Consider the following 12,648-nt stretch of genomic DNA (forward strand, 5'->3'; position numbering starts at 1 on the left):
ACCTTAGTGCCTGCCGAGGCGCGGCGCATGGCCGCATAGCCGCGCGGTGCCGTCTCGCAAGATCGGTGCCAATTCCAGCTTCTGAGCTTCTGAGCTTCTGAGCTTCTGAGCTTCTGAGCTTCTGAGCTTCTGAGCTTCTGAGCTTCTGAGCTTCTGAGCTTCTGAGCTTCTGATGGGCGCATCAAAACTCTTACCAAAGCGCAACACGCAGTCTCTGATCGCCACCGGCCACTCAGAAACAGAACGTAACGACGAATCCAACGCAAAAAGAAGCCCGCCGCATCACGACGGGCCTCCTGGCATTCCGCTATGGCGATCACAGCTCCGAAAAGCGCCGCTCAGGGATTACTCGTCTGAGAGCACATCCTCTTCGCCATGCGCCACATCGAATTCCAGCCCGTGGCTGGCGCGGATCTTATCCTCGATCTCAAGCGCCATCGCTTCGTTATCGCGCAGGAATTGCTTGGCGTTTTCGCGCCCCTGCCCGATCCGCTCATCGCCATAGGAATACCAGGCGCCGGATTTCTCGACCACGCCCGCTTTCACGCCGAGATCGATCAATTCGCCCATCTTCGAGATCCCGGCGCCATACATGATGTCGAATTCGACCTGGCGGAAGGGCGGCGCGACCTTGTTCTTGACCACCTTGACGCGGGTGGTGTTGCCGACCACCTCGTCACGATCCTTGATCGAGCCGATGCGGCGGATATCCAGACGCACGGAGGCATAGAATTTCAGCGCATTGCCGCCCGAGGTGGTTTCCGGGCTGCCGAACATCACGCCGATCTTCATGCGGATCTGGTTGATGAAGATCACCATGCAGTTCGAGCGCCCGATCGACGCGGTCAGCTTGCGCATCGCCTGACTCATCAGTCGGGCCTGAGCGCCGACCTGATGGTCGCCCATATCGCCCTCGATCTCGGATTTCGGGGTCAGAGCCGCGACCGAATCGACCACGACCATATTGACCGCGCCGGAACGGACCAGCGTATCCACGATTTCAAGCGCCTGCTCGCCCGTGTCGGGCTGCGAGATCAGCAGCTCGTCCAGATTCACGCCGAGCTTGCGCGCATATTGCGGATCGAGCGCATGTTCCGCGTCGACAAAGGCGCAGACCCCGCCCTTTTTCTGTTCCTCGGCCACCGCATGCAGCGTCAGCGTGGTCTTGCCCGAGCTCTCAGGGCCGTAAATCTCGATAATACGGCCCTTGGGCAGACCGCCAATGCCAAGCGCGATGTCCAGACCCAGAGAGCCGGTCGAGGTCGCCTCGATCTCGGCCACGGGGTTGTCCGCACCCAGCTTCATGATCGAGCCCTTGCCGAACTGCCGTTCGATCTGCGCAAGCGCGCTGTCCAGGGCCTTCTGCTTGTCGGCCGATCTCTTGTCCATGTTCACTTCGCTCATCCTGCCTACACTCCTTGCCCTTATGTCAGAACGCTCACCGCGCCTCAATCCGGGCCGCGGTCATGTTCTGTTAATGTTCTCATACGCGAATGCCGTATTCTTGGCAAGCGTTCCAGGCTCTGGATAGGGCCAAATGCTTAAGCGGAGGTTTACACGCGGCGGCGCAGCCCCTACTCCGTCGCCCGAAGATCGAAGGGGGCTGAATATGCTGATTTTCTGGGAGCAGAGGCTGGTGTTTCTTGCCACGCCCAAGGCTGGCTCGACCGCGATCGAGGTGGCGCTTGAACCGCTGGCTAGCCTGGCCGTGCAGCGCCCGCCCGAGCTGAAGCATGCCAATGCGGCGCGGTTTCACCGGCATATTCACCCCTGGCTGACCGAATTAAGCGGCGAGGCCTTTACCACCGTCGCGCTGATGCGCGAGCCTGTCGAATGGCTGCGAAGCTGGTATCGCTTCCACCTTCGCGACGCGCCGGATGCCGCCGAGCCGCAGCATGGCTTCGAAGATTTCGTGCGCCGCTATCTCGAACTGCCGAAATCGGTGACGCAGGGCATTGCCACGCAATCGTCGTTCCTGACCGCGGGCGGCAGGCCGGTCGACCGGATTTTCCGCTATGAGCGTATCGGCGATTTTACGCATTTCCTCGATGAGTGGCTGGATTGTGAGATCAGCCTGCCGCGGATCAACGTGCCACCGGCCGCGGATGTCAGCCTGTCTGCCGCGACCGAGGCAGCTTTGCGTGCCGAGCTCGGCACGGATTTCGCGCTTTACGAGGGGCTTGGCTAAGCCGGCTCGTCCAGCTTCGCTGCCACCGCCGCCAGCAGATCGGCGAGCGAGAAGGGCTTTTGCAGGAAGGCCGCGCCCTCGATCGGGTTGCGCCCGTCCTCGAACACATCTTCTGTATAGCCGGACATGAAAATCACCCGCGTATTCGGGCGATCGGCCAGGGCGCGGCGCACCCAGCTGACCCCGTCGAGACCGGGCATGACCACGTCCGAAACGAAGAGATCCACCGTCAACATTTCGTCACTCAGCATTGACAGCGCCTCTTCCCCGGAAGCCGCCTCGATCACCTGATAGCCGCGCAGTTTCAGCGCCCGAGAAGCGAAGGCCCTGACCGGGGCTTCGTCCTCGACCAACAGCACCTTGCCTTCCGGCGGAGCCGCGACAGCGAGGCCGACGGCGCCGGCAGGCTCTGCGCCTGTATCGGACGGCTCGTCAGCGCCGGTATGAACGGGGAGATAGATGGTAAACACCGTTCCCGTGTCCTCGGTGCTGTCGCAGATGATGTAGCCGCCAGTCTGCTTGACGATGCCGTAAACGGTGGACAGCCCCAGCCCGGTGCCCTCGCCCACGCGCTTGGTGGTGAAGAAAGGCTCAAAAATCTTGCCGAGGAGATCGGGCGGGATGCCGCATCCCTGATCGGCGATCCGCACCTCGACATAGTTGCCCGCCGGCACGGCGAAGCGGCCATGTTGCTGCTCGGTATCGAAGACCACGTTGGTCGTGGTGATGTCGACTTGCCCGCCCTCCGGCATCGCATCACGCGCATTCACAACCAGATTCATCAGCACCTGTTCGATCTTGCTGCGATCGGCGCGAACGGCCGCGAGCCTGGGGTCGTGGCGCACCACCAGACGGATCCGGTCGCCGACCAGACGGTTCAGCAGATGCGAGAGATCCGCAATCGTCTCACGAAGATCCAGCGTCTGCGGCTTGAGCGTCTGCTTGCGCGAGAAGGCCAGCAGATGGCTGACCAGATTGGCGGCGCGGTTGGCGTTCTGGCTGATCTGGTCGAGATCGGCGTAATCCGGATCGCCCTTGTCGTGGCGCAGCATCAGCAAGTCGCAATGCCCGCTGATCGCGGTCAGCAGATTGTTGAAATCATGCGCAATCCCGCCTGCGAGCTGGCCGATCGCCTGCATCTTCTGGCTCTGCACGAATTGCGCTTCGAGCGTCTTGAGCGCGCGCGCATCCGAGAGCACTGCGATCAGCGTGTCACTGCCCTCGCGCTCGGCGTGGAGCGAGACCTGAATAAAGCGGTCCTGACCGGCGCGCGGCGCCCGCAGCACCTCGGGCGGGCCCGGGGCACGAGCGCTGCGCGCCTCGGCGAGCCAGTCCGAAAAGGACCGACCGAGACCATCCAGCAATTTCGAGACATGCAGACCCGCAGCATCGCCGCCGCAATAGGGCAGCGCCGCACGGTTGGCGCGCATGACCGTGCCGTCCGGGGCAAGGCGCAGAACCGCGATTGGCAGCGCATCGTAATCCGGCAGCGGGGTCTCGCGCGGGGTCTCGACCGGGCGCTCATCGCCGCGCAGCAGAACGCGCAGAAGATTGCCCGCCCGCCGTTCGACCACGATCCGCTCGTCGCCGGGCAGGCTGTGCACCGCCAGCCCGTGGCGACGCGCATGGCTCAGAAGTCGCCGGATCTCGCCTTCGGCATCGGCCAGCCGGCCCGAGAGGATGGCGCTGAGCCCCTCGCCTATCCGGTCACCCTCAAGATCGGCGGCGATGGGCGATTGTCGCAGCACCCGACCGGCCGCGTCGACCACCCAATCGGCGTCATCGCTTGCCATGATCTCGGGGGTGAGCGTCGCCAGTTCACGCCGGCGCAGCCAGGCCTCGCGGAACCGGGCGAGTGCCAGTCCGACGCCCAGCAGATACCAGCCAAGCACCGCCATGGTCAGCCCGAGCGACCAGGCCGAGCCAGGATTCGGGCGATGCCCCTGAATGTGCAGCCATATTTCACCAAGCAAAAGCGGCAGGACAAGCAGCGGCGCCCAGAAGCCGGCATGTCGCGGCAAACGTTGCAGCAACTTCCCCATATCAAGCGACCCTTGCAGCGTATCTCTCACGATAATCGCACAAGACTTAAGAAAAGGTTAATATTATCAGGCGCGTCGCTGCAGCACCGACAGGAAGAAACCGTCCGAGCCACTCAGCGGTGTCCATCTCCGGCGGGTCTCCTCGAGGAAGTCCGGCTCGGCGCCGAGAAACGCCTCGATCTGCGCGCCATTCTCGGCGTCGAGCAACGAGCAGGTCATATAGGCAAGCGCCCCGCCCGGCGCGACCCGCGCAGCGGTCTCACGCAGGATCTCGGCCTGTGTCGCGCGCAGCTCTGCCAGCCGGTTGCGGCTGAGGCGCCATTTCGCGTCGGGGCTCCGCCGCCAGGTGCCAGACCCGCAACAGGGCACATCGGCGACCACCAGATCATAGGCGGAGCCGAGCCGCCCATGCGGCACGATGTTCAGCGAAACCCCTGCTCGCCGCGCACGCTCGGGCAGATCGCCCATGCGCTCGGGCGCCGCATCATGCGCGTCGAGCCGAAGATCGGCGCGCGCCAGCAATGCCAGAGCCTTCCCGCCGCCGCCCGCGCAGTAATCCAGCACCGACATGCCATCGCGCAGCGTCAGCGACGCACAGGCAAGCTGCGGCGACAAATCCTGCAACTCGACGATGCCGTCACGATAGGCGGCTGCGCGGCTGACCTTGCGCTCGCCCGACGTTACCCGCAGCGCGTAACGCAGCCGCGCATCTGGCAGGGTTTCGATCCCGTCATCGCGCAGCATGATCCGTGCCGTCTCGGGATCGGCCTTGCGCGCATTCACCCTCAGCCAGACCGGCGCGCGCATCTGCATTTCACGCGCCACCTGCCGCGCACCCTCGCCAAGAGAGGCCGACCATTCCGGCCAGAGCCAGTCCGGTATGTCGCAAATCGCCTCAGCGTCGCGGGCCGAGAGCCCCGATGCAGCCTCGGCCTCGCTGAGGGGTTGAGGGGCGTGGCGAATGCCGGAGAACACCTCCGCCGGGTCCCGCCCTTCGGCGCGCAGCATCCCGAGCATTACGCCGCGCCCGCTTAGCCCACCGCCCATCGCGGCGAGGCTGTCGCGGCGGCGCAGCGCTTCAAACACCAGATCGCGCACGGCGGCGCGGTCGCCCGAACCGGCAAATCTGCTTGCCCGCGACCAGCCGAGCAGCGCCGGCTCGGCCGGGCTGCCATCCAGCACCTTGTCGAGGATCTCAATCGCGGCGGCGATCCTTGCGGCGGGGGTCAAGTTCTGTCTCCTTCCGAGGCCTGCCGATCGAGGGGATCGGCGTCACGCGCAGCGATGCCATGAAACGCAATGGATGCAAACCCGCCACGCTGCCGATGGCGCTTCAAAGACTGAACAATGTTCACCGTCCTTGGACTGTTGACGAACCTCTGTCCCTGGGTCAAGTTCAACTCCCGCAACGCAGTTTCAGCCCGATCAGGCAGGCCGCAAAAGACATGACTCCCGACGATCGGTCCGAAACCGAAGGCAGCTTTCCCCGCGCCCGCCGCTCTCGCGATGAGCTGCGTCGGCAGACGCTTGACGTTGCACGCGAGATCATCCTGAAGGACGGCCCCGAGGCGCTGACCGCGCGCCGGCTGGCGAAAGCGGTCGGTTATACGCCTGGGACGATCTATAACCTTTTCGAAAGCCTTCCCGATGTTCTCTGGCAAGTGAACCGCGATAATTTCGCGCGGATCTCTTCGCTTTTTGCCGATTTGCCGGAGGGCGGCCCGGTCGAACGGCTGCGCACACTCGCCCGCCGCTATCTTGACCTGATCGAGGCCGAGCCGGCCCTTTTCAAGGCGCTTTTCGACGGGCCGCGCCGCTCCGAGAAATTCCCCGACTGGTATCTCAAGGCTATCTCGACTCTGCTCGACCAGACCGCCTCGGAAATCGTGGAGCTGGCGCCCGGTATCTCGCCCCGCGCGGCCCATGCCGAAGCCTCTGCCCTGTTTGCCGCGGTGCAGGGCGTCGCCACGCTGCGCGCCTCCGGCCGGCTCGAACTGCTGACGCCGGAAGCGGCGACAGAGCTGTCCGACACGCTCGTCACCCGCGTGTTGCGCGACATTCAGCGCCAGGAAAGCTGAGCCGATCGGCTTGCGGGCCGAGCCAGCCGGGCCACCACCGATCAATCCTGCGCTGGCGAAGTCCGGATCAGATGAAGATCAGATCGTCGTAGAGATCGTTGGGGTTATCGACGCCAAGCAGCTTGATCTTGTCGCCATTGCCCAGATCGATGATCGTATCGCCGTCATCGACTTCGGCACGAGAGATGACCTGGGATTTGCTCAGCCCGCCATAGCCGAGCGCGCCACGGTCGATGAGCAATTCGTCCAGATCGTCACGGAAATCTGTGATGATTTGCATGCCGCCCTTGAACACGAATTCATCCGCGCCCGCACCGCCGGTGACACGATCGATACCGGATTCAGAGATGATGCGGTCATTACCGTCACCGCCAAGAACCCGGTCATCCCCCTTCTGGCCCGCAAGCGTGTCATTCCCGCTATAGCCGCGGAGTTGGTCGTCATGCTTACCGCCGAATAAGCGATCGCTGCCGCCTCCACCGATCAGAATATCATTATGGTTGCCGCCATATAGCAGGTCATCGCCATTACCGCCGCGCAGCGTATCGTGGCCGCCTCCACCTTCGAGCTTGTCGTCATGCTTGCCTCCGTCAACGCGGTCCCTGCCTGAGTCGCCTATCAGCACATCGCTGTGGTTGCCGCCATAGAGCTTGTCATTGCCGCTGCCGCCAATGAGCTTGTCCGAGCCGTTGTTTCCGTGCAGCTCATCGTTGCCTTTTTTGCCTTCCACCCTGTCGCGGCCCGCTTCGCCGCGCAATCTGTCATTACCGGCATCGCCGGAAAGCTTGTCGTTCCCGGCCCCCCCGCGGAGCCTGTCATTACCATTGCCGCCGCCGATCCGGTCATTTCCGTCGCCGCCCAACAGCAGATCGTTGCCATCGCGTCCCAGAATGACATCGTCGCCGCCCCGACCCGAGATAAAGTTGCCGGCCCAGTTTCCGGCGAGCTTATCGTCATGATAGGATCCGATGACATTCTCGATGAGGGTCTTGCGCTCGATCACGATGCTTCCGGTGACGCCGAAGGCCGTGCTCGCCGCACCGGGTGTCAGATCGATGTCCACACCGTAGGCGTCTCGACTGAAGTCGAGCTTGTCGCGCCCGCCCCTGTCAATGAGTGTCAGGGTAACGGGATTGCGTCCAAAAACGTTATAGATGATCTGCATGATATAGCCGTAAAAACCGGTCGCATTACTGTTCCAGAAATACGTGGTGTCACCGGTATTCGCGTCCGACTTCATGCCAGGATAAAGCTTCTCGACCGCCGCGATGTCGCCGGGCATTGGCGTCAGCACATAGGCGAAATCCGCATCGATCGACGTGTTATCATCCTGCGAGAAATAGGACATGACCGACATCTGCCAGCTATCATTGGCGAAGTCGTTGTCCACACCATAGGTACCGATGCCATTGTAGTTCCCGGTGTGACCAAGACCCAATGCGTGGCCAATCTCGTGCAGCCAGCTTTGGTAGGTATAGCTGCCGACATGCGATCCGTAGTAATGGGTAAAGTCCGGCCCCACATTCGCGGTCGGCAGACCGTAAGGGCGGGTCCAGCTGGTTTGCGCACCGCTGGCATCGTCGGTCAGCAGCAGATCCGCATAGCTGGGCGAGGTCTCGATGAATGTAAAACCGACTTCTGACCAGGCTGCGAGCGCGACACGCGCGAGCCACTGGTTTTCTGGCGTCAGGGACGAGAGATTAACGGTAATCGTTTCACTCAGCTTCGGGGCAGTCTGCCCAAATTCCGCCCAGTACCCTTTGGATATATAGCTTCCGACCTCATTAACGCTGTAATTCCGCATCGCCGCACCCTTTACGCATCTCCCACAACCTTTTGTGGCCCATAATCATTCAAAATTCCAGCGTTAACCTTTGAACATCAGCAAGATCGTCGAGTGTTTCCTGCGGATTTTACATCAATTTTACCTAACCTGACGCCTCGCGCATCATCCGCCTCGCCATGTGCCAAACGAAAAAAGCGGCGCCTGTGGCACCGCTTTTTCCGAAAATTTAGATCAGGGTCGGTTCAGACCGCGCCCTTGATGAAGTTCACGGCGTCGCCGAAGGTCTGGATGGTTTCGGCGGCGTCATCGGGGATCTCGATCCCGAATTCTTCTTCGAACGCCATGACCAGCTCGACGGTGTCGAGGCTGTCCGCACCCAGATCGTCGATGAACGAGGCGGAGTCGACCACCTTGTCTTCATCCACACCGAGATGCTCGACGACGATTTTTTTCACGCGATCAGCGATATCGCTCATGTCTGTTCCTCATGTTCGCGGGCATCTGCCCTGGGGGTTGCGGCCGGGCCGCGATGCCGGGGCGAACCCCTTGGCCTCAAATCGGGATATAGCAGCCGGTCGGGTCCATGCAACCGCTTTTGCCTGATTTTCCGTGCTGCAAAGGCGCAAAATCTGCCGAAAATGCCATGCTGGCACGATCATGCCGCCCTGCGCGCCGGAACCGATTCGAAGCGCGTGAAATCTCAGATCATCGCCATGCCGCCATTCACATGCAGCGTCGCACCGGTGACATAGTTGGCCTCGGGGCTGGCCAGATAAAGCGCGGCCGAGGCGATGTCCTCGGGCTTGCCCATCGCCCCCGCGGGGATCTGGCTCAGGATCTTGCCCTTCTGATCGTCATTCAGCTTGTCGGTCATCGCCGTGGCGATGAAGCCCGGCGCAATGCAGTTCACGGTGATGTTGCGGCTGGCGACCTCATAGGCGAGCGATTTCGACATACCGACCAGGCCCGCCTTGGCGGCGGCATAATTGCCCTGCCCGGGATTGCCCGTGGTGCCGACCACCGAGGTGATGTTCACGATGCGGCCCCAACGTGCTTTCATCATGCCGCGCAGCACCGCGCGGCACAGCCGGAAGCTGGAGGTCAGGTTCACATCGATCACCTGCGCCCATTCCTCGTCCGACATGCGCATAAAAATATTGTCGCGGGTGATCCCGGCATTGTTCACCAGAATATCGACGCTGCCCATCGCCTCGGCGGCCGATTTCGGCAGCGCCTCGACGGCCTCGGCATCACCGAGATTGGCGGTCACGACATGGGCGCGCTCGCCCAGTTTCCCGGCCAGCTCGTTCAGCGGCGCCTCGCGCGTGCCCGACAGCGCTACGGTCGCGCCTGCGGCGTGCAGCGCCTCGGCGACCGCGCCCCCGATGCCGCCGGACGCCCCGGTGATCAGAGCGTTTTTCCCTGTCAGATCAAACATATGTCTCTCCTGTCTCGAATGAGGCGGCCTCCAGCGCCGCCCGGCAGTGAATTTCGACCGTGTCGAAGACCGGTGCCGCGACATTGTCCTGGTTCAGAAGCATGCCGACCTCGGTGCAGCCGAAGATGATGCAGTCGGCACCGGCCTCGATCAGCGCCGCGGCTTCGGCCTCGAAGCGGGCGCGGCTGTCCTCGCGGATCTCGTTACGAACCAGCTCGTCAAAGATGATGCGGTGAATCTCGGTTCGCGCGGATGCGCCTGGGATCACCGGGTCCAGACCCGCCGCCTCGAGCCTGTCGCGATAGAAGCGCTGCTCCATCGTATAGGCGGTGGCGATCAGGCCGGGACGTTTCAGCCCGGCAGCGCCGATCGCATCGGCGGTGGCGTCGGCGATGTGGATCAGCGGCAGGGCAGTCGCCGCGGCGACCTGCCCGGCGACATGATGCATCGTATTGGTTGCGATCACGATAAGCCCGGCACCCGCCGCCTCGAGCCCGCGCGCGGCATCGGCGAGCAGCTCTCCCGCGGCTTCCCAATCGGCTTCTTTCTGCATCTGCGCGACAGGCGCGAAATCGACCGAATGCAGCAGGATCCGCGCCGAATGCAGGCCGCCCATACGCTCGGCCACCATCTGGTTCAGCCGCGCGTAGTAATGGGCCGTCGAGACCCATGACATCCCGCCCAGAATGCCGATGGGCCGCATCACGCGCCCTTGATCGCCGTTACATCCGCCGGAGCGCCGATGGCGCGGGTCTCGGCGCCCTTGGCGATGCGTTTGATCATGCCGGACAGTGCCTTGCCGGCCCCGATTTCCCAGAATTCGGTGACGCCCGCTTCGGCCAGAAACTGGATCGATTCGCGCCAGCGGACCGAACCCGTGACCTGCTCGACCAGAAGGCGGCGGATCGCACCGGGCTCGATCACCGGCTCGGCGCGGACATTGGCGATGACCGGCACGGCGGGCGGCTGGATCTCGATCCCGGCAAGCGCATCGGACATGGCGGCGGCGGCGGGCTGCATCAGCACGCAGTGGAACGGGGCCGAGACAGGCAGCATCAGCGCGCGCTTGGCGCCACGTTCCTTGGCCATATCCGCCGCGCGCTGCACGGCGTCCTTGTGGCCCGAGATCACCACCTGCGCCGGATCGTTATCGTTGGCGGCCTGGCAGACTTCGTCCCCGGCGGCCTCGCGCGCGATTTCTTCGACGCTGGCAAAATCCAGCCCGAGGATCGCCGCCATCGCACCCACCCCGACCGGCACCGCGTCCTGCATCGCCTGCCCGCGCAGCCGCAGAAGCCGTGCCGTATCCGCAAGGCTGAGGGCACCGGCGGCACAGAGCGCGGAATATTCGCCCAGCGAATGCCCCGCAACGTAATCCGCCTGAGCGATGTTGATCCCCTCGCTTTCAAGCGCCCGGAACGCGGCCATCGAGGTGGCCATCAGCGCGGGCTGCGCGTTGCGGGTGAGGGTCAGATCATCGGCATCGCCTTCCCAGATCAGCGCCGAGAGCTTTTCGCCGAGCGCTTCGTCCACCTCACGGAAGACATCCATCGCGGCAGGATAGGCTTCGGCCAGTTCCCGGCCCATGCCGACGGCCTGAGCGCCCTGACCCGGAAAAACGAATGCACGCATGATCTTGCCCCCTCATTCGGTGTTTCCCTGTCCTAGCGCGGCCCGTGCGGCGCGGCAATGTGAAAGGGCGCGGCCCGAACCGGACCGCGCCCCCGCACAAGACCTGCGATGCAGGATCAGCCGACCAGTTCGAGGCCCGAGAAGAAGAAGGCGATTTCGCGCGCCGCCGATTCCGGGCTGTCGGAGCCGTGGACCGAGTTTTCGCCCTTCGAAATGGCGAATTCCTTGCGGATCGTGCCTTCGGCGGCTTCGGCAGGATCGGTGGCGCCCATCACTTCGCGGTTCTTGGCGATGGCGTTGTCACCGGCCAGCACCTGCACGACAACGGGCTCGGAGGACATGAACTCGCACAGCTCGGCATAGAAGGGGCGCTCGCTGTGTTCGGCATAGAAGGCACCGGCCTGCGAGGGCGAAAGATGGATACGTTTGGAGGCGACGACGCGCAGGCCGGCATCCTCGAATTTCGAGATGATCTTGCCGGTCAGATTGCGCTTGGTCGCGTCGGGTTTGATGATCGAGAGCGTCAGCTCGGTAGCCATGGGGATACTCCGTAAGGTTTGGCGCGAAACAGCATCGCGCGGAAAATCTGGGCGGCTCGTATCACGCAGCTTGTGGGTTGAAAACCCGTGACAGCAGCGCCCGCACGGCCCGGCAGCGGCTGCACCAACAGCTTTCAGGGGCGCACACAGCCCATGCACAGCCGCCACGCCTCAGGCGTTGGGATGCGCGGCATCCTCGAGCAGCGCGGCATGGCCGTGATCCTGCATATAGCGGCGCATCTCGGCGAAGTTCTCGAAGCTGTCGTCGAGCGGGATCGTGTTCTGGCGGAAATAGCTGGAGCTCAGCGCCGCGGCATCCCCTTCGGAGCTGATATAGTCGAGCAGCCGGGCCAGCACGGCGGGATCGTTCAGCTCGCGGTAATCGACCGATGTCACCCGCTTGGGCCGGCGTTCCTGCATCTGTCGGAAGCTGTCGCGGAAGAACCTGTCCTGCGCCAGCATCGCCTCGAACTGGGCCGGGTCGAAGCGGATCACCGCATTGTCCTGGGGCCGGGTATCGCCGCTGCGCTTGGTGAAGCTGCCGGTTTCGCGCGCCCGATGCAGCGAGAGATATTTGCGCAGCGGGTTGCGCATCAGAAATATCTTCTGCCAGCGCCGCGAGCGCAGCGTCGAGGCACCGATTCCGGTGTCGCGCAACCGGCTGGGAAATTCCTTGAAGCCGAAAACCGGCGTGTCGCAAAGGGCGAGCAGCCTGCCGAGATAGGCCTCGACATCGGCGTCACGTTTCGCGGGTTCGGATGGCGCAATGCCCATCGCCGCGCCGAGATCGGCCGGCAGTTCGACCCGGTCCGGCTTGTAGATCTCGCCGAGGCAGGTCACATCCGGCGCGCTGCCGAGAAGCGATGCCAGATGGTAAGAGCCGCTGCGAGGCTGGGTGACGATCAGGAACCGGCAGCGATGGCCGGTCTTGCCGAGTTCGGTCAT

12 protein-coding genes are annotated in these 12,648 nt (G+C 63.4%); 2 read left to right on the forward strand and 10 right to left on the reverse strand.

The window, feature by feature from the left end; genetic code table 11:
- Positions 1-345: 345 nt before the first annotated feature.
- Entirely contained in the window at positions 346-1,404 is a 1,059-nt protein-coding gene (recA, locus tag PAF18_RS08125; protein WP_271115253.1) for a recombinase RecA, read from the reverse strand.
- 205 nt (positions 1,405-1,609) lie between these two features.
- Here recA and PAF18_RS08130 point away from each other — a divergent pair, with 205 nt between their 5' ends.
- The gene (locus PAF18_RS08130) at positions 1,610-2,188 is read left to right on the forward strand and encodes a hypothetical protein (RefSeq protein WP_271115254.1); all 579 of its coding nucleotides are present in this window, start codon (positions 1,610-1,612) and stop codon (positions 2,186-2,188) included.
- Here PAF18_RS08130 and PAF18_RS08135 read toward each other — a convergent pair.
- Together PAF18_RS08135 and PAF18_RS08140 are read right to left on the reverse strand one after the other, a co-directional pair.
- Positions 2,185-4,230 (reverse strand): ATP-binding protein, encoded by a 2,046-nt coding sequence (locus PAF18_RS08135; RefSeq protein WP_271115255.1) that lies wholly within the window; start codon positions 4,228-4,230, stop codon positions 2,185-2,187. The genes PAF18_RS08130 and PAF18_RS08135 overlap by 4 nt on opposite strands.
- 66 nt (positions 4,231-4,296) lie before the next feature.
- A complete protein-coding gene (locus PAF18_RS08140; RefSeq protein WP_271115256.1) occupies positions 4,297-5,460 on the reverse strand; it encodes an RsmB/NOP family class I SAM-dependent RNA methyltransferase in 1,164 nt (387 codons plus the stop codon).
- A gap of 215 nt (positions 5,461-5,675) precedes the next feature.
- Here PAF18_RS08140 and PAF18_RS08145 point away from each other — a divergent pair, with 215 nt between their 5' ends.
- A complete protein-coding gene (locus PAF18_RS08145) occupies positions 5,676-6,308 on the forward strand; it encodes a TetR/AcrR family transcriptional regulator (protein ID WP_271115257.1) in 633 nt (210 codons plus the stop codon).
- A 67-nt stretch (positions 6,309-6,375) separates the two neighbouring features.
- Here the strand turns inward: PAF18_RS08145 and PAF18_RS08150 are convergent, their stop codons facing one another.
- The 7 genes from PAF18_RS08150 to PAF18_RS08180 form a co-directional block, all read right to left on the reverse strand.
- Positions 6,376-8,112 carry a M10 family metallopeptidase gene (locus tag PAF18_RS08150; RefSeq protein WP_271115258.1) on the reverse strand — a complete coding sequence of 579 codons (1,737 nt, stop codon included), beginning with the start codon at positions 8,110-8,112 and terminating at the stop codon, positions 6,376-6,378.
- A gap of 224 nt (positions 8,113-8,336) precedes the next feature.
- Positions 8,337-8,570, reverse strand: coding sequence for an acyl carrier protein (locus PAF18_RS08155; protein WP_271115259.1), 234 nt, complete (start codon positions 8,568-8,570; stop codon positions 8,337-8,339).
- A 224-nt stretch (positions 8,571-8,794) separates the two neighbouring features.
- Complete coding sequence (gene fabG / locus PAF18_RS08160; RefSeq protein ID WP_271115260.1) at positions 8,795-9,532, reverse strand: 3-oxoacyl-ACP reductase FabG; 738 nt, start codon at positions 9,530-9,532, stop codon at positions 8,795-8,797.
- The gene (locus tag PAF18_RS08165; RefSeq protein WP_271115261.1) at positions 9,525-10,235 is read right to left on the reverse strand and encodes an aspartate/glutamate racemase family protein; all 711 of its coding nucleotides are present in this window, start codon (positions 10,233-10,235) and stop codon (positions 9,525-9,527) included. Before PAF18_RS08165 ends, fabG begins: the two co-directional genes overlap by 8 nt.
- Positions 10,235-11,164, reverse strand: a complete 930-nt coding sequence (gene fabD / locus PAF18_RS08170) for an ACP S-malonyltransferase (RefSeq protein WP_271115262.1) — start codon at positions 11,162-11,164, stop codon at positions 10,235-10,237. The genes PAF18_RS08165 and fabD overlap by 1 nt, the downstream gene beginning before the upstream one ends.
- A 116-nt stretch (positions 11,165-11,280) precedes the next feature.
- Positions 11,281-11,703: a nucleoside-diphosphate kinase gene (gene ndk, locus PAF18_RS08175; protein ID WP_271115263.1), complete on the reverse strand. Its 423-nt coding sequence runs from the start codon at positions 11,701-11,703 to the stop codon at positions 11,281-11,283.
- Positions 11,704-11,874: 171 nt separating this feature from the next.
- Positions 11,875-12,648, reverse strand: a complete 774-nt coding sequence (locus tag PAF18_RS08180; protein ID WP_271115264.1) for a hypothetical protein — start codon at positions 12,646-12,648, stop codon at positions 11,875-11,877.

This window comes from Paracoccus sediminicola (genome assembly GCF_027912835.1).
Lineage (GTDB): Bacteria > Pseudomonadota > Alphaproteobacteria > Rhodobacterales > Rhodobacteraceae > Paracoccus > Paracoccus sediminicola.